Raw genomic sequence first — 25,023 nt, 5'->3', positions numbered from 1 at the left:
GATCTCCTCATGCGCATCGAGAAGGCGGACCTGTCCGACGTCCTGGTTCTTGTTCCGCAGCCTCACCGCGACGACCGTGGATTGTTCACCCGTACGTTCGACGCGTCGATCTTCGACGAGTACCTCGGCAGACCGGGCGCGGCCGCATCGTTCGTCCAGGATTCCCAATCCCGTTCCGGCCGTGGCGTTGTCCGGGGTATGCACGGACGCGCGGGTCGCGGGGAAGCGAAGCTCGTGCGGTGCGCCCACGGCGCGATTCACGACGTGCTGGTCGATATCCGGCCCGCTTCGCCGACTTTCGGGACGAAGCAGACATTCGTGCTCGACGACGACGAGTTCCGCCACCTGTACGTTCCGCCGGGATTCCTGCACGGTTTCCAGGCGCTGACGCCGACCGCGGACGTCTGCTACCGGATCGACCGGCCGCACGATCCCGCGGAGGACCTCGCCGTCGCCTACGACGATGCCGATCTGGCGATCGAATGGCCGCTGCCCGTGACGGTCGTGTCCGAGCGCGATGCGAACGCCGGGAGTTGGCAGGAATTGCTCACGCTGCTGAGGTGACACGGCGCATCGAGTCATCGAGAACTCCCGTTCTCCTGAGCATTTCGAGTCGAGCCAGCCGGGTGAATCGTTCGTCGAAGTCCTCCGCGGTGAGTCCGGCGAGCGTGTATTGCTCGTACAACTCCGCGGCTCCGTCGGCGACACTCCATGTCGCCTCGAACTCCAGTTTCGTGCGGGCAGCACCGAAGTCCACCCGGTACGAACGCGGATCGGATCCGTACTCACCGGTGATCATCAGTGTCGAATCGGGAACGGTGTCGACCACAGCCTGTGCGATCTCCGCGACGGTCTGATTGTTCATCTCGGCGCCGACGTTGAACGCTTTGCAGTGGATCGTCCCGACGGGCACCTCCAGACACCGCGCGAATGCCTGCGCGATATCCCGGGCGTGGACGAGCGGCCGCCAGGGCGTGCCGTCGGACAGGACCTTGACCTTGCCGGTGAGCACCGCGTGCCCCACCAGGTTGTTGAGCACGATGTCCGCGCGCAACCGTGGAGAAAATCCGAAGGCCGTCGCATTGCGCAGGAACACCGGGGAGAATCCGGAGTCCGCCATCGCCGCGACATCGTCTTCTACGCGCACCTTGCTCTCGGCGTAGGGCGTGAGGGGGCGCAGCGGTGCGTTCTCGTCGACCGGATCCGACCCGGCCGCACCGTACACCGAACAGGTCGACGCATAGAGGAAGCGGCGTACACCTGCCGCCTTCGCGCACCGTGCGAGCCGGACGGAGGCCTCGTGGTTGATCTCGTAGGTGATCTGCGGCTCCAGGTAGCCGAGCGGATCGTTCGACAGCGCCGCGAGGTGGATCACCGCGTCGAAACCCGTGAGGTGGGAGGCCGTGACGTCACGGAGGTCGAGGCGCAGCGTCGGAGGGTCGTCCGGTTCGGTGCCGAGTACGCAATCGGCGAAGAGACCGGAGTCCAGACCTGTGACATCGTGGCCGTGTGCCCGGAGTACCGGCACCATGACCGATCCGAGATAGCCCTGATGGCCGGTGACGAGAACGCGCATGATTCATGCCTTTCCGAAGGCGATGGTGGCCTTCTCCACGATGAACGCCTCGGCGTGCGGTCGCCGGCACTGCACGCCGCGGAGCCGCGACAATCCGAGGAACGCGTCTTCGTCGAACCAGTCGTGATCGGTCTGGGACGGGTAGTGCTTGAGCAGGATTCGTGCCTTCTCCTCGGCGATCTTGCGCGTCAGCGGGTGATAGATCGTCGTTCGAGGGGTGTCGGATTCCCATTTGAGGATTTCGTATCCGAGGATCAGGTGATCGCGGAACGCCGTCGGCACCAGTTCCGCGAGCAGGCGGTGGTCCTGATGAGCGTCCCCGCGTTGCGGCGCGAAGACCACGTCGGGTTCGCACGCGCGCCGGAACGCTTCGAGGGCGGTCTTGATGGCCTCCCAGTATCCCGGGGCGCGACCGTCCGGGACGTCGAGGATGGTGAACTCGATCTCGGCGCCGGGGCACAACGCCGCAAGTGCGTGCCGTTCCTCGATCTCACGCCGGGAATCCTCCCCGGCGATGACGAAGACGTGGACGCGTGTGGGTGCGGTCGCTCGTGCCGTCAGGGTGAGCAGTGTGCCACCGACCCCGATCGCGATGTCGTCGCAGTGCGCGCCGATCGCGGCGATCTCGCGTACGCCCGAGGCCAGGAGTTCGATCACGACTGCACCCCCGCGGGTTCCGATTCCCACACCGTCCACGGATGGATACCGCGCGCATAGTTGTCGTCGAGTTCGGCACGTTCCTTGAAGGTGTCCGCCGGCTTCCAGAAGCCGTCGTGGCGGTACCCGAACAGTCGCCCCTGGCCCGCGAGGGTCCCGCAGACGTCGGTGACCAGGTCGCCGCCCGGCGGTAGGAGGTCGAAGATCTCCTGACTCAGCACGAAGTACCCACCGTTCTCGAAGATCGGCAGGTTGCCGACGGGGATGATCTCCTTGATCTCGCCGTTCTCGGCGACGTTGACGCAGTGGAACGACGATTGGGGTGGAACGACGAGCATCGAGGCCGCAGCTCCGGATTGGTGGTAGCACTCGATCATGTGGTCGAGGGGAGCGTCGGTCAGTACGTCGGCGTAGTTGGCGAGGAAGTACCGTTCGCCGCCGAGATGAGCGCGGACACGACGCAGTCGCTCGCCGATCGCGGATTCGAGCCCGGTGTCGACGAAGGTGATCGACCAGTCGCTGATGTCGGTGTGGAGCATCTCGATCCGGTTGTCGTGCATGACGAAGTCGTTGGACTGTTCCTCGTGATAGTCGAGGAAGAACTCCTTGATCTTGGTCGCGCCGTAACCGAGGCAGAGGATGAAGTCGGTATGGCCGTAGTGGGCGTAGTACTTCATGATGTGCCACAGCAGGGGTCGGGGCCCCACCATCTGCATGGGTTTGGGAATCTCGTCGTGGCGATCGTTGCGCATGCGCATGCCGTATCCGCCACAGAAGAGTACGACCTTCATAATCTGACGCTCCTTACGAAGTCGCTGGGACCGATAGCGGTGTGCAGGGTCGGTAGGGGGAAGACCAGACGGCCACCCCACGCGTCGATGGTTCGGAGTTGTTCCGTCAGTTCCGGCTCGAGGTTCCACGGCAGCGCGACGACGACATCGGGCCGGTCCTTCTGGAGGTCCTCCGGTGGGTGGATCGGAAGCCGGACGCCGGGGGTGTAGCGGCCGTGTTTGTACGGGTTGCGGTCGACGGTGTACCGCATCAGGTCGGGGCGGATGCCGCAATAGTTCAGGAGGGTGTTGCCTTTGCCTGGGGCGCCGTAGCCGACGACCGTCAGGTCGCGGTCGCGGCAGTCCAGCAGGAACCGCAGGAGTTCCCTCCGGATCGCTTGCGCACGGGGCTCGAGATCCGTGTACCCCTGCGTCGCATGTAACCCGGCTTCCCGTTCCTGTTCGAGAACAGCTTCGACCCGGGGGCCTGGGGGGCCGGCGGACTCCTCGGGTCGCACCCACAGCCGAATGGATCCCCCGTGGGTGTTCAGTTGTTCGACGTCGACGACCTCCAGGCCGGCGGTCGCAAGCGCGCGCATCGCCGATAGAACCGTGTAGTACTGGAAGTGCTCGTGGTAGATGGTGTCGAACTGGGCCGCGCGGACCAGGTTCAGCGCGTGGTGGACCTCGATGCTGAGCCATCCCTCGTCGGCAACGAGGATGCGGAGTGCCCGCGTGAACTCGAGCAGGTCGGGGACATGGGCATAGACATTGTTCGCGACGACCAGATCGGCCGGACCGTACTCCCGGCGGATGTCCTCGGCGGTGCCCTCGTCGAGGAACGCGGTGAGCGTGGGCACCCCGATCCCGCGGGCGGCGGCCCCGACGTTGACCGACGGTTCGATGCCGAGGCACGGGATGCCGGCGGAGACGACGTGGCGGAGCAGGTATCCGTCGTTGCTGGCGACTTCGACGATCGACGAGTGCGGACCCAGTTCGAGGTCGTGGACGGCCCTCTCGACGAAACGGCGTGCGTGCTCCACCCAGGAGTCGGAGTACGACGCGAAGTATGCATAGTCCGAGAACGTGTCCTCGGGCGTGATGAGCGCGGGAATCTGCAGGAGGAGGCAGTCTTCGCAGAGGCGGAGGTGGAGGGGATAGGTGGTTTCGGGGAGGTCGAGTTCCTCCTCGAGGAGGAATCGCTCGCAGGGCGGGGTGGCGCCGAGGTCCAGCACGCTCAGCAGGTGTTCGGAATCGCAGAGACGGCATCTCATCGCTTAACCCCTCGGGCGCTGAGGATCCGCACCGACACTCAAATGGCGACGCAGAGTCCGACAAGCCCAGCTAACCATACTTGAAGGCTGCAGGAAAGACGAAAAGAGACTTCGAGATTGTTTTTGGAGGTTGTGGAGAAACCGCCGGAAAGCGGCCCTAGACTCGATGTAACTCACATCGTTCGCATTCGTCGGGGGACCACGCGGGATGTGTGCTGTTCGGAACCAGAGGGTTGGGAGGTTGCCCGATGTCGTTCCATATCGTCCAGCGAAAACGAACCCTGGTGGCGGGGTTGCCGGTCCGCAGCCCCCGCCGGCCGCTGGGAAAGCTGCGTGATCGAGACCTCGAGCGAGCATGGCATGCCGTCCTCAAGCAGGAGCTCGGCGGACCGCTCGCGTCCGCGTACACCGATCCTGCGGAGGAAGTCGGCTCGTACTACACGCAAACCGTGGGATACCAGTGTGATTCGCTCGACCAGGTGACACCGGGTCATATCGTGTCCTGGGTGCCTGCGGGCACGTATGCAAAGTTCTCGTCGACCGGTTCGTTCCCGGGTGTGGTCGCCGATCTGTGGGAGCAGATCCACGACGCGGAAAGTTCGGGTGCGATCGTCCGATCCTTCGTGGGCGATTTCGAGTTCTATCCGCACGCGTACGCGATCGATCTCTACGTGTCGATCAGTCTTCCGGACCACGTCGGATCATCGAAAGACGTTGGTGTGCAGTGAGTTTCGAGGTTGTGAAACTTCACTCGTTCGGAGTGGGAGGGCTGGTTCTCCCGGGAATGGCACCCGGTGCAGCGGCCCAGCGTTCGGAACTGATGGCGTTCACCGAGGACCGCATACGGGCACGTGGCATCGACGAGGTCGTCGTGGCGTACGTGTGCAATCCCGAGGTGGGCTGGTCCGCGGTGGTCGGGTACCGCTGCAATGGTGTGGACGACCTCCCGGTCGGGGACTCGATGGTGACGGTACCGACCGCATATTTTGCTCATTTCACGAACGATGCCGACGACGGCGATCCGGTCGAGGACGTCTGGGATCAGGTCGAACTCGCGGAGAAGGAGGGACGAATCGAACGCGCCTACGGCGGTGAGGTGGCGACCATCCGATCGGACGGTGAAACGGACCTGTTCATCCGGTTGGTCTGATCAATCTGATCAAAAAGAGAGGGATTGAGCCGTAAACGTCTCATCCCTCCAATCCGTACGCGATGATTGTTACGAGTCGGTCGTTGCAGCGGACGTGTGCACGCCGGCCGGGGGAGTGACACGTTCGGAGGGTGAACAATGAACCGAGCCGTGCGGCTTGCGTCGAAACCGGTGGCGGAAACGACGCAGTCGCAGGTTTCTGTTCACCGGGACCATGCGTCGGGATATCACTTCGTGGCCGCCCCGCCGCGCGCTGTGCCGGATCTGTGGCGCGAGTACATTTCGGGTGCGTTGCGCGCCTACCGGCGCTTCGGGGTGGAATCCGCCCTGGACTACGAGCGGGTGCGCAGCGGTGAGACGACGGCCCTGTTCCACGCGGCACTCGATTCGCGGGGCGTCGTGGTGGGCGGGTTGCGTGCCCAGGGGCCGTACACCCGGGCCGAGGAGTCCCATGCTCTTCACGAGTGGACGACGCCGCAGGACGTCGACCGGATCCGGAGGATGATCGAGGCCCGGATCCCGGCCGGAGTCATCGAGGCGAAGGCGGCCTGGGTCGCCGAGGGACTGCCGCATCGGCGTGAACTGACACTCGCGCTGGCGCAGATGGGTGCGATGTTCATGGACCTGCTCGACGTCCGGTTCATGATGGCCACGGCGGCGGACAACGTGCTCGAACTGTGGAAGACCTGCGGTGGCGTGGTGGACCACCGTATCCGCGCGACTCCCTACCCGGACGCGCGATACCGGACACGCCTGATGTGGTGGGACAGGCATCGCAACCGTCCCCAGGCTCCGGTCGTCGTCGCCGAGATGCGGGTGCCGCCGAGCGGCGGGGACGCGAGGTGACTGCGCTCGGGCGTTCGACCTGGGAAGCGTCCGTGCTCGTGGAAGGCCGGGCAACGGACATGGAGACCCTGCATGCCCTGCGCGCGGATCCAGGCGTTGCGGTCGTCGATCGTCTGGCCGATCAGCTGAAGGAAATGCGGGGGATACTGCCCTCCCCGGATTCCGACCTGCTCGACGAGGCTCCGCGGTGGGTGCACTATCCGTGGCGGCGGACCGTGGTGCGGGTGCTCGGTCCCCGATCGTTCCGGCGACTCCGATTCGATCGGAACCGGAACAAGCTCACGGTGCAGGAGCAGGACCGGTTGCGCGAGCAGACGGTGGGTGTGGTGGGGCTCAGTGCCGGTTCCGCGGTCGCGCAGGCGCTGGTGCTCGACGGTCTGTGTGGGACGCTGCGGCTTGCCGATTTCGATGCGATCGAACTGTCGAACCTCAACCGCGTGCCCGGTTCGCTGGTGGACCTCGGTGTCAACAAAGCCGTCGTCGTGGCCCGGCGCCTCGCGGAGCTGGACCCCTATCTCGAGCTCTGCGTGTGGCCGGACGGAGTCCGGCCGGACACCGCGGCCGCGTTCGTCGACGGGCTCGACGTGCTCGTCGACGAGTGCGATTCGTTCGACACCAAGATCGGATTGCGGATCGAGGCCGCGAAGCGTGGAGTGCCCGTCGTCATGGCGACGAGCGACCGGGGGCTGATCGACGTCGAGCGTTTCGATCAGGATGCCGCAACGCCCTTCCACGGACTGTTCGAGGACGTCCGGCCGGAGCGGCTGGCAACCCTGTCCGGCCGCGAGAAGATCCTGTTCGCACTCCGGCTGCTCGGTGCCGATCGGCTCTCCTCCCGGATGGGCGCCTCGCTCCTCGAGATCGATCGATCACTGACGACCTGGCCTCAGCTGGGCAGTGAGGTGATGCTGGGGGGAGCGGCGGTCGCAGCCGCGGTGCGACGGATCGGTTTGGGTATGTCCCTGAAGTCCGGGCGGTCCGGCGTGGACATCGACGATCTCCTCGACGGGCTCGTTCCTCCGGCCGGCCGGGTGACGGCACCCGATCGGCCCGTCGACCTCGGCGGCCCTCCCGACGACCCGGTGGACCGGGTGTTGTACGCGGCTTCCCGAGCCCCCTCCGGGGGGAACAGCCAGCCCTGGTCGATCACTGCGGACGACGATTGCCTCACCGTCACACTCGCGGCCGATTTCGTTCCCACCGCCATCGATATCCGATGTCGGGGCACGTATGTGGCGCTCGGCGCTGCACTGCAGAACGCCCGCATCGCCGCAGCCGCCCACGGCATTCTCGGACCGGTGCGGTGGGCCGCCGACGGCCTCGGCCGAGTCGGGGAGCCGTTCGCGACGATGGAGTTCGCCGCCGGCGCCGACCCCTCCCTGGCCGCCCGGTACGACGCGACGCTCGCCCGCTGCACCAATCGGCGACCGTGTGACGGGACGTCGCTGTCGGAGACCGAAATCGAGGCGTTGCACGCCGCGGCCCGGCAGGAAGGCGGCGACATCCGCGTCGTCGAGGGCGCCGAGAATCTGGCCGCCGTCGCCGAAATCCTCGCCGAATCGGACCGGATCCGCTATCTGACCGAGTCGTTGCGACGCGAGATGGTGGCCGAGCTGCGCTGGCCCGCCTCCGGTGGCCTCGAGAGCGGGATCGATGTCGACGCGCTCGGTCTGGACGACGTCGAGCGCACCATGCTCGAAGTGGCACTGCGAAACGACGTGCTCGAACAGTTGGAGGAGTGGGACCTCGGCCAGGGCCTCGGGCGCATCACCGGTGAGCGCATACGCCACAGTGCTGCGGTGATCGCCGTGACTGCGCCGGGACCGGATCCGGTCGACTACATGCGTGCCGGGATGGTCACCGAAAACGTGTGGATCTGCGCGCAGGAGCTCGGGCTGTCGGTCCAGCCGACGTCGCCGGTCTTCCTCTACGCGGAGGACGACGAGGATCTGGTCCGCCTCTGCGCGCCTCGGGTACCCACGATCCGCCGGCTGCGTTCCGCGCTCGATGACGTGCTCGGATCGAAACCGGGGGACCGGCATGCGATTCTGCTCCGGGTCGGTCACGGAACGCCGGAACCGATCCGTAGCGCTCGACGCTCGGATAGGGTACGAAGATCGTCCTGAATTCGGCGTCGTACGCGGTCGAGCGGAGTCGTTGACACAAATTTTCGGTGGTGAAAGATGGCTGTCGGAAGTGTCGAGAACATCGTCACACGTGTGGCCTCGTTCCTGATGCCGGTGGACGCGGTCACCCATCGGTCCGCGATCGAGCAGGTCTTGCGCACACTCGTCGAGTACTTCGGCGTGGACACCTCGTTCCTCCGGTACAACGACCACGACATCCACGCGACCGTCCTGGTGGCGGAGTGGCCCCCGCGACCGTTCGTCCCGGATCCGGACCCGTTGGGGGTCGTGTATTTCCGCGACGCCGACCCGATCTTCGCGATGACCGAGGACATGAAGGAACCCGCGGTCAGCAGTCCGTCGAAATCCGGCTCGGGTTACGCCGACCGGGTCTTCGCCGGGTCCGGCGTGCCCGCGGTCTCCGTCGCCGCGGTCCCGTTGATCTCGGGCACGGTCACGACCGGCACGCTCGGATTCATCAAGGCGGGCGAGCGGGACTGGAGCGAGGAGGAGATCAACACACTCACGATGATCGCGGCGCTGCTCGCGCAGGTGCAGGCGCGGGTGCGCGCCGAACAGGAACTGCGTGACGCGGCGTATCACGACGAACTGACCGGACTGGCCAGCCGTCGGGCACTGCTCGAACACCTCGAGCAGCGACTGCGGCCGGGGCAACCGGGACCGGTGGCGGTACTTTTCCTGGACCTGGATCGGCTCAAACCGCTCAACGACTTCCTGGGGCACGCGGCCGTCGATGTGTTCCTCTACCGCACTGCTCAGCGCCTGCTCCGCGTGTGCGATCCGGGTGATCTGGTGGCGCGGCTGGGCGGCGACGAGTTCGTCATCGTCCTCGACGGTCCGGTGTCCCTCGAAGACGCCCACCAGCGCGCCGACGCGTTGCGCTGGGCGGTCGGGATGTCGGTTCAGCTCGGAAGTCAGGTAGTCGGGCGCGGGGGCAGCCTCGGCGTGGCGGTCGGAGAACCGGGTCGCATCACGCCGGTGGCGCTGTTGGGGCGCGTCGACGAGGCGATGCTGATGGCCAAGAGCAAAGGTGGCAACAGTGTCGTCGCATACACCGAGGACATGCGGGGGGCCAGTGAACGCCGCAACCTGATCGAGCTCAGTCTGCGGACGTCCATCGACAGCGAACATCTCACCCTGGAGTACCAGCCCGAAGTCGATCTCGTCGACGGCACGATCGTCGGGGTCGAGGCCTTGGTCCGCTGGAACCATCCGGTGCTCGGGAGACTGCAGCCGACGGAGTTCATCGAGGTGGCGGAGTCGACCAACCTGGCCGGTGAGCTGGGCGCCTGGGTTCTGCACGAGGCGTGCGCACAGCTGGCCCAGTGGAAGAAGGAGATACCCGGACTGAACCTCCGGATGAACGTCAACGTCTCGCCGGTGCAGCTGGTGAGCCTCGATTTCGTCGAGACGGTGGAGAGCACCCTCGAGGAATTCGGTCTCGACAGCTCGTCGCTGGGCATCGAGATCACCGAGTACGTGGTGGTCAGCGATCTGGAACGCTCGCGCATGACGCTGCGCCGCCTCGACCGGCTGGGTGTCCGTTGCGCGATCGACGACTTCGGTACCGGGTACAGCTCGCTCGCGCACCTGAAATCGCTTCCGGTGCAGACACTCAAGATCGACAAGGTGTTCGTACTGAACCTGCAGCGCAGCAAGAGCGACCGGGTCATCGTCGAATCGATCATGGGCCTGGCGGCGGCGTTCGGTCTGGACGTGGTTGCCGAGGGGCTCGAATCCGAAGTGGCGGCCGCGGAGTTGCTCGCGCTCGGGTGCACTCGCGCGCAGGGTTTCCTGCTGAGCCGGCCCCGGCCTGCCGACGTGATCGGCGAGATGCTCCGACGCGGCCGGATCGATCTGCCGTGGCGGCGTGAGGGCAGCCGCGAGTCGCTCGCGGCCGATCGCATCGAGGATCGGCGATAGATCCGAGACCTCTGGGCGCAGGCACTACTCGTACTGGAGTGGATGCATTACATCGGTGAGGCGTGACCCGGTTCGAGAGCACGAAGTGACCCGGGTGGGGACCCGCAGTTCGTTATTGCGCCCAAAACAATCCTCAGGTAGGTTTTTAGGGAACTGGAGCCATTCATCCCCGGAATGGGGGTCCTTTTCCATGTACAAGAACGACAGAGGTGCAGGGGCCGGGGTGGGGGAATTCGTATCCCGGATTACATTCTCGTTCGAGCCGGCGGCGCCTGTGGCCCGCGGAGTGCTCCCGGGATGTGCTGCTCCGGAAAAGGTTTCGCGTCCGTGGTGGGAACGCCGATATGCGGTGCTCGCGTGCTGCGTCGATCTTCTGTGTGTCCTCGCGGCCGACGCCGTGGTGACATTCGGCTACCACCATCTGGCGTTTCCGGCCGGCCGCTCGCTCGGCCTCGTCGCGGTCCTGCCGATCGTGGCGATGATTGCCCTCGCGTCTCAGAGATCTTGGGATGCAAGGATTCTCGGTTCGGGAGCCGAGGAGTTCCGGCGGGTCGGCCGCGCCTACGCGCTCGCGATCGCGGTGCTCGCGGTGGCCGGCTACGCGTGGGGAACCGCCGCCGGTCAGTCGTGGATCTTCGGTGCCCTGCCGTTGGCCGCGCTCACGACGGTGTGCGCTCGTCTGGGGCTCCGCCATTACATCCGGAGGCGGCGACGGAAGGGAGCGTATGTCTGGTCGGTTCTGGTCGCAGGGGACACGGTGGAAGTACACGAACTGCTGGCGCGATCGTCCGAGTTCCTGGATTCGGGATGGGAAATCGATGGTATCTGCCTTCCGGCCGATTCGTTCCGCGGGAAGGCACCACTCGCGATCGACGACGTACCCGTCCTGGGCACCGAGGACGACATCGTCGGCATCGTCGCCCTGCACGGATTCCAGGCGGTTGCGCTGCTGCCGTCCAGTGATTGGACGCACTCGAAGACCCGGGCGCTGAGCTGGGATCTGGAGCGGACCGGCACGGACCTCCTCATGGCACCCGTTCTCATGGATCTGGTCGGTCCGCGGCTGCACATGGCTCCGCTCGCGGGTCTTCCCCTGCTGAAGTTCTCCGCACCGCGCTATTCCGGCCCGTCCTGGCTGGTGAAGAACGTCTTCGACCGGGTCGCCGCGCTGCTGATCGTCGCGCTTCTCGCCCCGGTGCTGCTCGCCATCGCCGTCGCGATCCGCGTGACGAGCCCGGGGCCGGCGCTGTTCAAACAGACGCGGGTGGGACGGGACGGTCGAACCTTCACGATGTACAAGTTCCGCAGCATGGTCGTGAACGCCGAGGATCGGCTGGCCGAGGTCGCCGACCGGGACATCGGGGCCGGTGTGCTGTTCAAGATCTACGACGACCCCCGGGTGACGCGGGTGGGCAAGTTCATCCGGAGGTACTCACTGGACGAACTCCCGCAATTGTTCAACGTCGTCACCGGCGACATGTCGCTGGTCGGTCCGCGTCCACCGCTCGAGTCCGAAGTCGCCCGCTACAGCGAGGACGGAATGCGCAGACGCCTGTTCGTCAAGCCGGGGCTCACGGGACTCTGGCAGGTCAGCGGGCGCAGCAACCTCTCGTGGGAGGAATCGGTGCGCGCGGACCTGAGATACGTGGAGACCTGGACCTTCGCCATGGATCTCGCGATCCTGTGGCGCACGATCGGCGCGGTGTTGCGCGGCAACGGCGCCTATTGACCCCCGGTGGGCCGTCCCACCCCTCGGCGGCCCACCTTCCCCCGCCTGCGTCGGTGATTCAGGGCGAAATCACCGGCGTAGGCGCATTTTCAGGCCTCGAACAGTTGCTGCCCCCAGTACCCGCCCTCGGTGGGGCCGGGTGGACACGCGAAGACAGCGGATCCGACGTGCTGAATGTACTCGTTGAGGGCGTCGGCCCGGGCGAGTGCGAGTTGCATCGGCACGAACTGCTTCTGCGGATCGCGGCAGAACGCGATGAAGAACAGCCCGGCGTCGAGGTGCCCGAAACCGTCGGAACCGTCCGTGAAGTTGTAGCCGCGCCGCAGGATGCGGATCCCGCCGAGGTTCTGTGCCGACGCCAGTCGCACATGCGAGGTCTCCGGGACGAGCAGTCCGTCCGGACCCTTCGATTCGAGGTCGAGTTCGTCGAACTCGTTCTTCTGACCGAGCGGGGCACCCTCGCGCTTGTCTCGGCCGATCACCGCTTCCTGTTCCTTGAGGATCGCGCGGTCCCACTGCTCGATGAGCATGCGGATGCGCCGGGCCACCAGGTAGGTGCCGCCGGCGAGCCAGGCCTGGTCGTCGGCGGCGTCGACCCACACCGACTCCGCGAGCGCGGCCGGATCCTCGGCCTTGAGGTTGTTGGTTCCGTCCTTGAACCCGAACAGGTTCCGCGGCGTCACCTGCGAGGTGGACGTCGACGAGGTGCGGCCGAACCCGAGTTGCGACCACCGCACCGACGCCGTGCCGAACGCGACGCGCGCGAGGTTGCGGATCGCGTGCACGGCGACCTGGGGGTCGTTCGCGCAGGCCTGGATCGCGATGTCGCCGCCGCACCGTGCCGGATCGAGATTGTCGGCGGGGAAGTGCGGAAGGTCCTGTAGTGCGGCCGGCGCGAGATCGGCGAGTCCGAACCGGTCGTCGAACAGCGACGGGCCGAACCCGATCGTGAGGGTCAGTTGCGACGCGTCCAGGTCCAGCGCCTCGCCGGTGTCGCTCGGCGGGTGGTACGCGCCGTCGCCGGTCGCGCCGTCCTCGGTGGCCTCGAGCCCGGCGGTCATCCGCTCGGCCATCGCGGTCCACGTCTTCAGCAGATCGATCAGCTCGTCGCGGTCGCGGGTGGTGACGTCGAACGTCACGAAGTGCATGCGGTCCTGGGCGGGGGTGACGATGCCGGCCTGGTGCTCGCCGTGGAACGGCACGACACCGTCGGTGCCGGGGCCCGGGTGCGGTGCGGTGGCCCGGCCGACCACCGCGCCGGCACCGGCGAGTACCGCTCCGGCGCCGACGGCGCCGAACAGCCGCCGCCGGGAGATTCCGGACGAGTGCTGCGGATCGGGTTCGGTGGTCGGCCGGCCGGTCATGCGCCCGACGCCTCCGCGACGACGCCCTGCACCTTGCTGACCTCGGCGGACAGCGCGTCGATCAGGCGGGACAGTTCCTGGCGCTGCGGCTCGGTGACGGTGTCGTAGGAGACGAACACATCGCCCTGGCGGTACTGCGCGAGCGCCGCGTCGAGATCCGCGAAGCGGGCGTCGATGGCTTGGCCGAGTTCGGGATCCTGCTCGTCGAGAATCGGGCGCAGCGCGGCGACCGCGGCCTGCGAGCCGTCGACGTTGGCCTGGAAGTCGTACAGGTCGGTGTGCGAGAAGATGTCCTCCTCGCCGGTGATCTTGGAGGTCGACACCTCGTCGAGCAGGCCCTGCGCGTCACCGGCGATGCGGGTCGGATCGACGGTGTAGTCGTCGGCGTTCACCAGGTCCGACAGCTCCTGGATGTCCACGACGAGCTGGTCGGCGATGGCGTTGGTGTCGGGCTTCAGGCCGTCGACCCACAGGTCCTTCTCGAGCCTGTGGAAGCCGGTCCACGCCTGGCCCGGTTCCAGGTCGGCTTCGCGCAGGTCGAGGCGCGGGTCGAGATCGCCGAAGCTCTCGGCCTCCGGCTCGATGCGCTCGTAGTAGGTGCGCGAGAGCGGGTACAGGCGCTTGGCCTCGTCGACGTTGCCGGCCTTGACGGCGGCGACGAACTCGCCGACGGTCGTGACCAGCGCCTCGGTCTGGCTGCGGATGTAGCGGCGGTAGCCGTCGGCGGCCTCGGCGAGCTTGCCGTCGGCGTCGGTGGCGGCCTTGGAATCACCGGTCACGGTGAACGCCTGCCGGATGCCCTCGCCGACCATCCCGGGGCGGCAGGACAGTTCGTAGTCGCCCGGCTCGGGGATGTTGACGATGAGCTGGCGGGTCAGGCCGGGGCCGATGTTCTCGACCTCGCCGAGCGCGCGGTCACCGTTGTCGAACACGTAGAACTCGGTGACCTTGGTTCCGTTGTTGGTCACCGCGAACGTGTTGTGCCCGGTGGTGCCCTCCGTGACGGCGACCTCGCACGTCGAGTCGGTGGCGGTGACCGCGACGGCCTCGGCGTCGGCCGACGACTTCTCGGTGCAGCCCGCGAGTGCGAGGGGTAGAACGGCGGCGGCCGCCAGGGCATAGGTGGTACGACGCATCGGGTCGGTGCCTTTCGGGAGGAGATTGTGCACGGAACGGAAGATTCAGACGGTGGCGGTTTCGTCGGCCGCAGGAGCCGGCGCGGGGGAGGCGGTCGGGCGCAGGAACAGGAACAGGACGACCACCAGATAGGCCAGCCAGGCGACGAACTGCAGGACCGTCGGGTCCGGGCGCACGTTGAGGATGCCGCCGAGGACGGTGCCGTACCAGCTGCCGGCGTCGTAGTGGGCCGAGACGTCGAAGGCGAGATTGCTCGCGCCGGGCAGCACGCCACCGGTCTGCAGGGCGCGGATCCCGTAGGCGAGGATGCCGGCGGCCACGACGACGAGGAACGCCCCGGTGTACTCGAAGAACTTGGCCATGTCGATGCGGACGGCCCCGAGATACATCAGGACGGTGAGGACGGCGGCCAGGGCGATGCCGAGCAGCAGGCCGACCAGCGGCCACACGCTGCCGGCGGTGTTCTCGGCGTAGCCGACCATCAGCAGCGCGGTCTCGAGTCCTTCGCGGCCGACCGCGAAGAAGGCCAGGGTCAGCACCGCGGACGGACCGACGATCAGGGCCTTCTCCATCCCGGACTTCAGATCGCCGGAGATCGAGCGGGCCGCCTTGCGCATCCACAGCACCATCGCGGTGACGATGACGACGGCAACGAGGGAGGCGATGCCGGCGGCGATCTCCGCGGCCAGGCCGTCGAGCGTCGAGGTGCCGAAATGAATGATGAGGAAGGTCGCGACGACCATCGCGACGGCGATGCCGACGCCGAGCCACACCCATTTCAACGCGTCGCGCCGCTCGGCCTTGACCAGGAACGCGACGAGGATCATCACGACGATGCCGGCTTCGAGTCCTTCCCGGAGTCCGATGAGGCCGGAGCCGGCGAGCTGCGTGGCGATGGACGGAGCGCCGGCGGCGGCAAACACGGACATATGGAACTCCAGCGCGGTTAGGTGAGGCGAACCTCTTCTTTTGGTGCGGAACGAAACATACACCGCGCGAGTGCGAATCGGGCAAGGGCCTTAAGCCCCTTTACCTGGCCTTTAATAGCGATGTGGAAGATGGGGACGTGCAGCCGACTGCGACGAATCCACCGCTCCCGCGGCCCGTGCGACCTCGTTCGCCGTGGCCGCGGCTGTTGTTCGGTGTGCTCGCGACGGTGGTCGTCCTGGCCGTCGCCGTCTCGATCCTGACGCCGAGCGAACCACCGATCCCCATCCCGGAAGGCGTTCCGCCGGGCGCGGGTTTCCCGGTGCCGGCCATCGACGTGGACGGATCGGGCCGCACCGCTGCGCAGCTGCGCGACTGGGCCGAACCGCAGGCCGAGGCAATGGGCATCCCCGTCGTCGCCCTGGAGGCCTACGGTCACGCGGCCGTCGTGCTGGCTCGCAGCCGCCCGGACTGCGGACTCGCGTGGACCACGCTCGCCGGGATCGGCAGTGTCGAGAGCGGGCACGGGCGGCACGGGGGTGCCCGCGCCGACGACAACGCCGCGGTGTCGCCGCCGATCCGCGGGGTTCCCCTCGACGGTGGACCCGGTCTCGAAGAGATCCGCGACACCGACGGCGGCCGACTCGACGGCGATCCCGTCCTGGACCGGGCGATGGGCCCGATGCAGTTCATCCCCGAAACATGGGTCCGGTGGGGTACCGACGCCAACGGCGACGGCGTCGCCGACCCCGACAATCTCGACGACGCGGCGCTCAGCGCGGGACTGTATCTGTGCGACCGCGGCGGCGACCTCACGACAGCGGAAGGCTGGACGGCCGCGCTGTTCGCCTACAACCGTTCGGCCGACTACATGGCTCTGGTTCGCGACCGCGCCGCCGCCTACAGCGTCGGGGTGCGACCGTGACCGGTCCGGTCGATTTGTACCGACCGGAGTCCGATCGGTCCGGGTTCGGTCGCGGCTCCGGGGCGAGTGGTGCCTCGTGCCCAGGTGGGGACCGTTAGGCTGTCCCCAGCGTGCAGACCCCGCAGCGTGAAGTCCATCGAAGGAGAATCAGCCAGTGGCCATCATTGAGCAGGTAGGAGCCCGCGAAATCCTCGACTCCCGGGGCAACCCCACGGTCGAGGTCGAGGTGCTGCTCGACGACGGAAGTTTCGCTCGCGCTGCGGTGCCGTCCGGTGCGTCCACCGGTGAGCACGAGGCGGTCGAGCTGCGCGACGGCGGCGACCGCTACCTGGGCAAGGGCGTCGAGCAGGCCGTCGAGGCGGTTCTCGGTGAGATCGCGCCGGCCATCATCGGCCTCGACGCCACCGAACAGCGCACCGTCGACCAGGCGCTGCTCGACACCGACGGCACCCCCGACAAGGGCCGGCTCGGCGCGAACGCGCTGCTCGGCGCGTCGCTCGCGGTCGCCAAGGCCGGTGCGGAGTCGTCCGGTCTGGAGCTGTTCCGCTACGTCGGTGGCCCGAACGCCCACATCCTGCCGGTGCCGATGATGAACATCCTCAACGGTGGCGCCCACGCCGACACCGGCGTCGACGTGCAGGAGTTCATGGTCGCGCCGATCGGCGCCCCCACCTTCAAGGAGTCCCTGCGCTGGGGCGCCGAGGTCTACCACTCGCTCAAGTCGGTCCTCAAGAGCAAGGGCCTGGCTACCGGTCTCGGGGACGAGGGGGGCTTCGCTCCGGACGTTGCCGGCACCAAGGAAGCGCTCGACCTCATCAGCGAGGCGATCGCCGAGACCGGCCTGAAGCTCGGTTCGGATGTCGCGCTCGCGCTCGACGTCGCCGCCACCGAGTTCTACACCGAGGGCACCGGCTACAAGTTCGAGGGCAAGGTCCGTACCGCCGACGAGCTCGCCGACTTCTACAACGACCTGCTCTCGGCCTACCCGCTCGTCTCCGTGGAGGATCCGCTCAGCGAGGACGACTGGGAGGGCTGGGTCGCGCTCACCGAGAAGATCGGCAACAAGCTGCAGCTCGTCGGCGACGACCTGTTCGTCACCAACCCGGAGCGCCTCGAGGAGGGCATCGTCAAGGGTGCCGCCAACGCGCTGCTGGTGAAGGTGAACCAGATCGGCACGCTCACCGAGACCCTCGACGCCGTCGATCTCGCACACCGAAACGGCTACAAGACGATGATGAGCCACCGCTCCGGCGAGACCGAGGACACCACCATCGCCGACCTGGCCGTCGCCGTCGGCAGCGGCCAGATCAAGACCGGTGCCCCGGCCCGCTCCGAGCGCGTCGCGAAGTACAACCAGCTGCTGCGCATCGAGGAGTCCCTCGGCGATGCCGCTCGCTACGCGGGTGAGCTGGCGTTCCCGCGCTTCAACCCCGAGGCGTGACCGGAGCGGTATGAGTCAACGCGGTAGATCCCGGCCCGGCGCCCGACGCGCCCGTTCCGAGGGTGCGGTGGGTTCGCGGCGGCCCAGCCGATCCCGTCCGTCGGGATCTACCACGTCGCCCGACCCGGTGGCCGAGTCGGCGGGTGCGCGTCCGGCAGGACGCGAAGATCCCGTCACCTCGGCGCCGGGTCGCAGCCGGGGTTCCGCCAACCGGGCCCGGCCCACCCGCGTCGGTGCGCCCCGCGAGGTCCGCAAGACCCGCACCGAACGCACCTTCCTGGGTCTGTCCACCGGCCGTGCCGTCGTGCTCGCGCTCGTCGTGTGCGGCCTGGCGCTGACCCTCGCGATGCCGCTGCGCACCTACGTCGGCCAGCGCGCCGAAGCGGACCGCGTCGAAGCCGAACGGGTCGCGCTCGAGCAGGAGATCGCCGCGCTGCGGGAGCAGAAGGCGCACATCGAGGATCCGGCGTGGATCCGGGCGCAGGCCCGGGAACGGCTGCGATTCGTGATGCCCGGCGACACCCCCTACCAGGTGCAGCTTCCCGGCGACGGCCGTCGGGTCGACGAGGAGAAGATCCAGGAACGACCCTCGACCGGCGCGTGGTACAGCGACCTGTGGCGATCGGTGTCCGAACCGCCGCCCGAACCCGAGCCCGAACCGGTGCCCCGGCAGATGCCCGTGGCACCCCCAGAAGCAGGAGAACCGACCGGGTGACCGATCCCGTCGCACAGTCCGACCTCGATGCCGTCGCCGCCCAGCTCGGGCGCACCCCGCGCGGCGTCCTCGCCATCGCCTACCGCTGCCCGGACGGCGCACCCGGAGTGGTCAAGACCGCACCGAAGCTGCCCGACGGCACGCCCTTTCCCACGCTGTACTACCTCACCGATCCGCGTCTGACCGCGGAAGCGAGCCGGCAGGAATCGGCCGGGGTGATGCGGGAGATGACCGAGCGTCTCGGCACCGACCCCCAGCTCGCCGCCGCCTACCGCCGCGCCCACGAGGCGTATCTCGCCGAACGCGACGCGATCGAATCGCTCGGCACCGACTTCACCGGCGGTGGCATGCCGGACCGCGTCAAGTGCCTGCACGTGCTCATCGCGCATTCGCTCGCGAAGGGCCCGGGGGTCAACCCGTTCGGGGACGAAGCGGTCGCCCTCGCGGCCGACGCGGGTTTGCGGGGCACCGCGATTCCCGCGGACTGGCCCACCTATGCCGAACTGCGCGGGGAGTCGGAATGAGCCGTGTCGCCGCGATCGACTGCGGGACCAACTCGATCCGCCTGCTGATCGCCGACATCGGACCCGACGGTCGACTGACCGACGTGACCCGGTTGATGCGGGTCGTGCGGCTCGGCCAGGGCGTCGACGCCACCGGCATGCTCGCTCCCGAAGCCATCGAACGCACCCGCGTCGCGCTCGCCGAGTACGCCGATCTGATCCGGGAAACGGGAGCGACCGCCGTGCGGATGGTCGCCACGTCCGCGACCCGCGACGCCGGCAACCGCGAGGACTTCTTCTCGATGACCCGCGAGGTGCTCGGCGCGGTCATCCCCGGCGCCGAGGCCGAGGTGATCTCCGGTGACGAGGAGGCCCGGCTGTCCTTCACCGGCGCGGTCGGCGAACTCGATTCCGCGCGTGGACCTTTCGTCGTCGTCGATCTCGGTGGCGGCTCCACCGAGATCGTGCTCGGCGACGCCGACGGCGTGCACGCCGCGTACTCCACCGACATCGGGTGCGTGCGGCTCACCGAACGGTGCCTGCACGACGATCCGCCCACGGCCGAGCAGATCGCCGAGGCCCGCGTCGTCGCGCGGGAGAAGATCGGTGAGGCGCTCGCGCACGTGCCGGTCGAGCAGGCCCACACGTGGGTCGGCGTCGCCGGCACGATGACCACGCTGTCGGCGATCGCGCACGGTCTCGAGGAGTACGACCCCGAGAAGGTGCACCTGTCGACCGTCGGGTTCGACCGGCTCCGCGAGGTGTGCTCGACGCTGCTCGGGCAGACCCACGACGAGCGCGCCGCCTACGGTCCGATGCACCCGGGCCGGGTCGACGTGATCGGTGGGGGAGCGATCGTCACCACGGTGCTCGCCGACGAGTTCGGTGCCCGCGCCGGGATCACCGAGCTGGTCGTCAGCGAGCACGACATCCTCGACGGGATCGCGATGTCGGTGGTGCGATAGCGGGACGCGAACGGGCGGTGCCGGTCCGCGGCGTTCCTGGACGTCCACGATTCTCCGGCGAGATCGTCGCCCTCGACCGGATCGACCATCCCGAGGCCGTCGCCGAATCGGTACGCGCGCTCGAAGTCGCCGAGCTCGCCGGTTAGGGTGTGAGGCGGTGCCGCGACCGGCCGACCGGTCGCGGCAGCGCCCCCATAGCCCAATTGGCAGAGGCAGCGGACTTAAAATCCGCCGAGTGTCGGTTCGAGTCCGACTGGGGGCACCGCGCCTGTTCGGTTCAGTGGCTCTCGGCGAGTTCCCGAGGACTCGTTGTGCTTCACAATCGTCTTCACGGCTTCTGTGAGGAATCGGCGTGCGGGGCTTGATCGTTGGTGGGTGCGCACGTGGCACCCCGCAGCGACATTTCCGGTCGTCGCCGAAGGACTCCTGCTCAGAGTCCGAGGACCCGCAGAACGGGGGATCCCAGCGTGCCCAACCATCGGGCGAGTGCGACCAGCGGTCCGTGAACGGCGGAACCCGCCGCTGCGACCGCGGTGACCGTCTGCGCGATTCGCGTCAGCCGGGCGGCGATACGCTCACGGTTCGGCGTGTGCTGCTTCAGTTCCCGCTCGACGTCGTCGGCTTCGTGTGCGCTCTCCGTGAGTCCCAGTTCGCGCAGGGCGCGGGCCAGTTCACCGGCAGACGCGAGCGCCTCCGCGGTGGTGAACGAAACATGTTGCCCACCATGGATCGTCTGATCTCCCGCGACGTTGTTGATCGCTCCCTGCTGTGAGCCGATGTTGAAAACCATGACGTGTCCCTTCATCTCGATGCGGGTGCGTTCCACGGATAGCGGGGGTCGGTGTCGACTCGCCGTACACGAGCGGCTGCGACGATCCACAGGATCAACCCGACGACGAGCACGAATTGACCGATGAACGCGATCATGAAGAAGATCAGTCCGGCCGGACCGAAACCGGTGTCCGGACCGAAGATCGGGAAACTCTCCGGTTCGATGCCCGTCTCGAACGCGGTGCTCAGGCTTCCGAGGGCGTCGACGAGGAAGTAGGCGTATCCCAGCGCCCCGACGAGCACCATCGTGAGCCCGATCCAGAACACGTACCGCGCCCGCGTTCTCGACGCAGCGACCTCGCGCAGGAAGCTCTCGCGCTGCTGGACGTAGCTGTTGTATTGGTTGTGGCCGACGTTGTTGATGTGGCCGGCCTGCTGGCTCCCCACGTCGAACCTGACCGGCGGTGGGTGGCGAGGCTCGATCCCGGGGAGCAGCGCCGTTACGTCCGCCGGAGCGAGTCGTGCCTCGACACAACCGAATGTGACCGACTCGCCCCTGTGCAGCTCGCGGATCCCCCGAATCCGCTCGCCGTCGATCCAGGTGCCGTTCGACGAGCCGATGTCCTCGACGAACACTCGACCGCCGAGACAGTCGATCACGGCGTGCCGTGCGCTGAGATGCCGATCGTCGATCTGCAGATCGGCGTGCGCGCTGCGCCCGACGACCTGCTTCCCCGGCCGGAGGCGCAGGACGGTCCCGGCGAGAGGGGGCGGTCCGAGGATGGTCATCGAAGGTGTGTCCGTGTCCATGACAGAAGCCTTGCAACGGCACGTCCGGAGCACACGAGTACACGGCTACCCGAATTTTCGAGTAGCGCATCGTCTCTCATCGCGCGGCGTGCGAATTCCAGGGATAGCGCGGGTCGGTGTCCACCCGCCGCACGTGCGCGGCCGCGATGATCCACAGGAACGAGCCGAGAATCAGCACGAAGTGGCCGACGAACCCGATCATGAAGAAGTGCGTTCCGACCGGTCCCAGGACGGTGTGCGGCCCGAACGCGGGGAATTCGTCCGTCGCGGCGGTCGCCACCGACGCGGTGCCCGGCTCGTCGGCTCCGTCGGCGAGGAACCAGGTGCACCCGAATACTCCGACGAGCACCATTCCGAATCCGACCCAGAACACGAATCGGGCCCACGCCCTCGCCGTTCTGACCTCGTGCAGGAAGCTCTCCCGCTGCTGGGCGTAATCGTCGTCCGGGTTGCGGTCGTCGGAACCGGCCGGCGGGGGTCGCGGATTCGCGCGGATCGGGGGGAGTGCTTCGTCGACCTGCTCGAGCCGGACCTCGACACGGCCGAACGTGACGATCTCGCCGTCGTGCAATTCACGAGCCCCGCGGAGACGTTCGCCGCCGACCCAGGTCCCGTGGGAGGACCCCAGATCCTCGACGACGACCCGGCCGCCGAAGCGGTCGATCGCGGCGTGACGTGCGCCGACCCGATGATCGTCGATCTTCAGATCGGCACACGCGTCGCACCCGAGGACCTGGCGTCCCGGACCTATCTGCAGGACGGTCCCGGACAGCGCCGGCGGTCCGACGATGGTCATCGACAACGGTTCCGTGTCCATGCCAGAAGCCTGGCAGCGGTGGAACCGGAAAACACGAGTAGGCGACTACCCGAATCCGCGTGCCCGTCGGCGGCCTCGGCGGGTATCGACCCGAGGATCGGTCAAGGCCGGTGTCAGGTCGGTTCGGAGCCTCCGAGCTGCTGCCACCGACCGTCCACCTGTTCCTCGAGAGACCACGGTCCCAGCTCCGACCGGGGATGGGTGGTCGCCCACGCGTGAGCCTCGTCGGCCGTGCGGAACGGCTGTTCGTCGATGACCCCGCCGTGTTCGTCGACGATTCGGAAGTGCTTCATGTGAACCCCCGCGTTCGGGACGTTGTGTGCCGACGCTACTCGCCCTGCTCGTCGACGGTGCCGTGATGGCGCGGGTCGGTACTCCCCGAGCGAAGCAGGCCCGTCACCGGACGGCAGCTCCGGTTGGGGGCGTGTCGATTTGGCGCGCTCGGTGACCGTGGCAGGCGAGCAGGACGAGTGCGTCCTCGGCCGGTCGCGGTGACAAGCCGACGATCACGCCGGTCCGCGCCGATCCGCGGGGCGGAACCTTGGGAACGACCTTCGCCCCCATCGTGATCGCCGGACAGCACGAAACATCACGGCAATACGGGGACCGGTGACGCAATCGACCGGTAACAACGTGGAACCGGTGCTGGGGGAAAGTATTTCGCCCGCACCGGTACGCGGCGGATGTCCTGGAACAGGCCTCAGGGGCGCGAAGAGAACAGCCCGTCGTAGTTCGGGGCGCTCTGCGGCTGCGGCTGCGTGATCTCGGGCAGCTGTTCGTCGTCCGGGTTGCTCGGCTGCAGGAACAGCGGACCGGTGAATTCGGTGTCGTTGCTCATAGCGTCCTTCTTTCGGGTACGGCTCGGTACAACAGGCGATCACGGGGTCGAGAAAGGTCCGTGACCGGGTGGAGACGTGCCAGGGTGGTTCTTCGGATGGTCGCGTGCTGCTCGGATGGTGATTGTGGACCATGGGAGCGCCGCCGACCTCGAACACTCGAAGCGAGCTGTCCGATGTGTCCACACTACACGTTGCGGCGATTCGCACCAGAGGGACACGAGACCGGCTTCGTCGTGTTTCCGTGCCTAGACTTCCCGGGTGCAAACTGTGCTCGAAACCCTCCGCTCGCCCCGGCGCCTCACCACGGAGATCCTCGCCGGTCTCGTGACCTCCCTTGCTTTGATCCCCGAGGTCGTGTCGTTCGCGGTGATCGCCGGTGTCGACCCGAAGGTCGCGCTGTACACCTCGTGCATCATGGCGATGACGATCGCATTCGTCGGTGGCCGGCCCGCGATGGTGTCGGCCGCGGCCGGCGCTACCGCCCTGGTGATCGCCCCGCTCGTTGCGTCGCACGGACTCGACTACCTCATCGCCGCGGTGTGGCTCGCCGGTGCGGTGCAGATCCTGCTGGCCGTCGCAGGTGTCGCGAAACTCATGCGCTTCATTCCGCGGTCGGTGATGATCGGCTTCGTCAACGCCCTGGCGATTCTCATCTTCACAGCGCAGCTCCGGCACCTGTTCGACGTTCCGTGGGCGGTGTATCCGCTCGTCGCAGCCGGCATCGCGATGATCGTGTTCATCCCCAAGCTCACCACCGCTGTGCCCGCAGCGCTGATCGCGATCGTCGTGCTCACCGGCATCGTGGTGCTGTTCGGCCTGGACGTGCCCGACGTTGCCGATCAGGGCGACCTGCCCAGCGGCTTCCCGACGTGGATGATTCCCGACGTGCCGCTGAACGTCGAGACATTGCGGATCGTCGCCCCCTACGCGGTCGGGCTCGCGCTCGTCGGACTCATGGAGTCGTTGATGACCGCGAAACTCGTCGACGACCTGACCGACAGCCACTCCGACAAGACCCGCGAAGCGTGGGGACAGGGCGTCGCGAACTGGGCCGGTGCACTGTTCGGCGGTATGGGCGGCTGCGCGATGATCGGCCAGACGATGATCAACGTCAAGGAAGGTCGTGCACGGACCCGCATCTCGACGTTCCTCGCCGGGCTGTTCCTGCTGGTGCTGTGCGTCACCATCGGCGAGGTCGTCGGCGCCATCCCGATGGCCGCGCTCGTCGCGGTGATGCTGGTGATCGCTGTGACAACCCTCGACTGGCACAGCATCTCGCCACGCACCCTGAAACTGATGCCGCTCAGCGAGACCCTCGTCATGGCGGTGACGGTGGTGGTGACGCTGCTCACCGACAATCTCGCGATCGGGGTGGTCTCGGGTGTGCTGACGGCGATGGTCGCGTTCGCACGACGCGTCGCGCACATGACCCGGATCCACACGGCCGACGCGGACGGTGTCCGCACCTATCGCGTCTCCGGCGAGCTGTTCTGGGCGTCGAGCAACGACCTCGTCTACCAGTTCGACTACGCGAACGACCCCGACCGCATCGTGATCGACCTCACCGACGCGGAGGTGTGGGATGCCTCGACGGTCGCGACCTTCGATTCGGTCCTGCACAAGTACGCGGAGAGGGGCAAGAGCGCCGAGATCGTGGGGCTGGACGGCGCGAGTCTGCGTCGCCTCGAACAACTGTCGGGCAAGCTCGACGTGTCCTGACGGGCCTGCGAGGCGCCG

At 67.4% G+C, this 25,023-nt stretch carries 26 protein-coding genes and 1 tRNA gene; 15 read left to right on the top strand and 12 right to left on the bottom strand.

Translation table 11 applies throughout. The features are described from left to right. Positions 1-9 precede the first annotated feature (9 nt). Positions 10-564 (top strand): dTDP-4-dehydrorhamnose 3,5-epimerase family protein, encoded by a 555-nt coding sequence (locus ACWDTS_RS01510; RefSeq protein ID WP_450117412.1) that lies wholly within the window; start codon positions 10-12, stop codon positions 562-564. On the opposite strand, the gene ACWDTS_RS01505 is transcribed toward ACWDTS_RS01510, so the two are convergent. From ACWDTS_RS01505 to ACWDTS_RS01490, 4 genes are read right to left on the bottom strand one after another with little or no spacing between them, the layout of a single operon-like run. Beyond that, positions 548-1,576, bottom strand: a complete 1,029-nt coding sequence (locus ACWDTS_RS01505) for an NAD-dependent epimerase/dehydratase family protein (RefSeq protein ID WP_450117411.1) — start codon at positions 1,574-1,576, stop codon at positions 548-550. The genes ACWDTS_RS01510 and ACWDTS_RS01505 overlap by 17 nt on opposite strands. Before the next feature lie 3 nt (positions 1,577-1,579). Continuing rightward, positions 1,580-2,233, bottom strand: a complete 654-nt coding sequence (locus tag ACWDTS_RS01500; RefSeq protein WP_450117410.1) for a PIG-L deacetylase family protein — start codon at positions 2,231-2,233, stop codon at positions 1,580-1,582. Continuing rightward, complete coding sequence (locus ACWDTS_RS01495) at positions 2,230-3,024, bottom strand: glucose-1-phosphate cytidylyltransferase (RefSeq protein WP_450117409.1); 795 nt, start codon at positions 3,022-3,024, stop codon at positions 2,230-2,232. Before ACWDTS_RS01495 ends, ACWDTS_RS01500 begins: the two co-directional genes overlap by 4 nt. Continuing rightward, a complete protein-coding gene (locus tag ACWDTS_RS01490; RefSeq protein ID WP_450117408.1) occupies positions 3,021-4,277 on the bottom strand; it encodes a methyltransferase domain-containing protein in 1,257 nt (418 codons plus the stop codon). Before ACWDTS_RS01490 ends, ACWDTS_RS01495 begins: the two co-directional genes overlap by 4 nt. A gap of 248 nt (positions 4,278-4,525) precedes the next feature. On the opposite strand from ACWDTS_RS01490, the gene ACWDTS_RS01485 reads away from it, so the two are divergent. From ACWDTS_RS01485 to ACWDTS_RS01460, 6 genes are all read left to right on the top strand, one after another. Continuing rightward, positions 4,526-5,005, top strand: a complete 480-nt coding sequence (locus ACWDTS_RS01485) for a GyrI-like domain-containing protein (protein WP_197252998.1) — start codon at positions 4,526-4,528, stop codon at positions 5,003-5,005. Positions 5,006-5,061: 56 nt separating this feature from the next. After that, positions 5,062-5,427: a hypothetical protein gene (locus tag ACWDTS_RS01480; protein WP_231610852.1), complete on the top strand. Its 366-nt coding sequence runs from the start codon at positions 5,062-5,064 to the stop codon at positions 5,425-5,427. Positions 5,428-5,661: 234 nt separating this feature from the next. Continuing rightward, entirely contained in the window at positions 5,662-6,273 is a 612-nt protein-coding gene (locus tag ACWDTS_RS01475) for a hypothetical protein (protein ID WP_248676286.1), read from the top strand. After that, entirely contained in the window at positions 6,270-8,399 is a 2,130-nt protein-coding gene (locus tag ACWDTS_RS01470) for an Rv1355c family protein (protein ID WP_450117407.1), read from the top strand. Before ACWDTS_RS01475 ends, ACWDTS_RS01470 begins: the two co-directional genes overlap by 4 nt. Positions 8,400-8,456: 57 nt before the next feature. Then, the gene (locus ACWDTS_RS01465; protein ID WP_450117406.1) at positions 8,457-10,343 is read left to right on the top strand and encodes a bifunctional diguanylate cyclase/phosphodiesterase; all 1,887 of its coding nucleotides are present in this window, start codon (positions 8,457-8,459) and stop codon (positions 10,341-10,343) included. Between the two features lie 190 nt (positions 10,344-10,533). Then, complete coding sequence (locus tag ACWDTS_RS01460) at positions 10,534-12,072, top strand: sugar transferase (RefSeq protein ID WP_282582413.1); 1,539 nt, start codon at positions 10,534-10,536, stop codon at positions 12,070-12,072. Between the two features lie 89 nt (positions 12,073-12,161). On the opposite strand, the gene efeB is transcribed toward ACWDTS_RS01460, so the two are convergent. From efeB to efeU, 3 genes are read right to left on the bottom strand one after another with little or no spacing between them, the layout of a single operon-like run. Continuing rightward, the gene (efeB, locus tag ACWDTS_RS01455; protein WP_450117405.1) at positions 12,162-13,436 is read right to left on the bottom strand and encodes an iron uptake transporter deferrochelatase/peroxidase subunit; all 1,275 of its coding nucleotides are present in this window, start codon (positions 13,434-13,436) and stop codon (positions 12,162-12,164) included. Beyond that, positions 13,433-14,572 carry an iron uptake system protein EfeO gene (gene efeO, locus ACWDTS_RS01450; RefSeq protein ID WP_450108262.1) on the bottom strand — a complete coding sequence of 380 codons (1,140 nt, stop codon included), beginning with the start codon at positions 14,570-14,572 and terminating at the stop codon, positions 13,433-13,435. Before efeO ends, efeB begins: the two co-directional genes overlap by 4 nt. 45 nt (positions 14,573-14,617) lie before the next feature. Further along, positions 14,618-15,502 (bottom strand): iron uptake transporter permease EfeU, encoded by an 885-nt coding sequence (gene efeU, locus ACWDTS_RS01445; protein ID WP_450108261.1) that lies wholly within the window; start codon positions 15,500-15,502, stop codon positions 14,618-14,620. Between the two features lie 137 nt (positions 15,503-15,639). Here efeU and ACWDTS_RS01440 point away from each other — a divergent pair, with 137 nt between their 5' ends. From ACWDTS_RS01440 to ACWDTS_RS01410, 7 genes are all read left to right on the top strand, one after another. After that, positions 15,640-16,425, top strand: coding sequence for a lytic transglycosylase domain-containing protein (locus ACWDTS_RS01440; protein WP_450117404.1), 786 nt, complete (start codon positions 15,640-15,642; stop codon positions 16,423-16,425). A gap of 154 nt (positions 16,426-16,579) precedes the next feature. After that, positions 16,580-17,866: a phosphopyruvate hydratase gene (gene eno, locus ACWDTS_RS01435; RefSeq protein WP_248676446.1), complete on the top strand. Its 1,287-nt coding sequence runs from the start codon at positions 16,580-16,582 to the stop codon at positions 17,864-17,866. Between the two features lie 127 nt (positions 17,867-17,993). Continuing rightward, complete coding sequence (locus ACWDTS_RS01430) at positions 17,994-18,581, top strand: FtsB family cell division protein (protein ID WP_450108258.1); 588 nt, start codon at positions 17,994-17,996, stop codon at positions 18,579-18,581. Next, positions 18,578-19,105, top strand: a complete 528-nt coding sequence (locus ACWDTS_RS01425; protein ID WP_450117403.1) for a DUF501 domain-containing protein — start codon at positions 18,578-18,580, stop codon at positions 19,103-19,105. Before ACWDTS_RS01430 ends, ACWDTS_RS01425 begins: the two co-directional genes overlap by 4 nt. Continuing rightward, the gene (locus ACWDTS_RS01420) at positions 19,102-20,049 is read left to right on the top strand and encodes a Ppx/GppA phosphatase family protein (RefSeq protein ID WP_197255426.1); all 948 of its coding nucleotides are present in this window, start codon (positions 19,102-19,104) and stop codon (positions 20,047-20,049) included. Before ACWDTS_RS01425 ends, ACWDTS_RS01420 begins: the two co-directional genes overlap by 4 nt. A gap of 17 nt (positions 20,050-20,066) precedes the next feature. Then, positions 20,067-20,195, top strand: a complete 129-nt coding sequence (locus ACWDTS_RS01415; RefSeq protein ID WP_450117402.1) for a hypothetical protein — start codon at positions 20,067-20,069, stop codon at positions 20,193-20,195. Between the two features lie 42 nt (positions 20,196-20,237). After that, positions 20,238-20,311: transfer RNA gene (locus ACWDTS_RS01410), tRNA-Leu, on the top strand. A 168-nt stretch (positions 20,312-20,479) separates the two neighbouring features. Here the strand turns inward: ACWDTS_RS01410 and ACWDTS_RS01405 are convergent. The 5 genes from ACWDTS_RS01405 to ACWDTS_RS01385 all read right to left on the bottom strand — a co-directional run bounded on the left by ACWDTS_RS01405 (position 20,480) and on the right by ACWDTS_RS01385 (position 23,285). Continuing rightward, positions 20,480-20,839 (bottom strand): hypothetical protein, encoded by a 360-nt coding sequence (locus tag ACWDTS_RS01405; protein ID WP_197251639.1) that lies wholly within the window; start codon positions 20,837-20,839, stop codon positions 20,480-20,482. 11 nt (positions 20,840-20,850) lie between these two features. Further along, complete coding sequence (locus tag ACWDTS_RS01400; RefSeq protein ID WP_450117401.1) at positions 20,851-21,609, bottom strand: FHA domain-containing protein; 759 nt, start codon at positions 21,607-21,609, stop codon at positions 20,851-20,853. 97 nt (positions 21,610-21,706) lie between these two features. Then, complete coding sequence (locus ACWDTS_RS01395) at positions 21,707-22,447, bottom strand: FHA domain-containing protein (protein WP_450117400.1); 741 nt, start codon at positions 22,445-22,447, stop codon at positions 21,707-21,709. A 113-nt stretch (positions 22,448-22,560) separates the two neighbouring features. Further along, positions 22,561-22,740 (bottom strand): hypothetical protein, encoded by a 180-nt coding sequence (locus ACWDTS_RS01390; protein WP_197251636.1) that lies wholly within the window; start codon positions 22,738-22,740, stop codon positions 22,561-22,563. 407 nt (positions 22,741-23,147) lie between these two features. Next, on the bottom strand, positions 23,148-23,285 hold the full coding sequence (locus tag ACWDTS_RS01385; RefSeq protein ID WP_197251635.1) for a hypothetical protein: 138 nt from the start codon (positions 23,283-23,285) through the stop codon (positions 23,148-23,150). A gap of 259 nt (positions 23,286-23,544) precedes the next feature. Here ACWDTS_RS01385 and ACWDTS_RS01380 point away from each other — a divergent pair, with 259 nt between their 5' ends. Further along, a complete protein-coding gene (locus ACWDTS_RS01380) occupies positions 23,545-25,005 on the top strand; it encodes a SulP family inorganic anion transporter (RefSeq protein WP_374068673.1) in 1,461 nt (486 codons plus the stop codon). Positions 25,006-25,023 lie beyond the last annotated feature (18 nt).

The sequence above is a fragment of the Rhodococcus sp. NPDC003383 genome (assembly GCF_053589115.1).
Note: the sequence above shows the minus strand (reverse complement) of the source record. Positions and strands in the feature narration are given on the sequence as shown.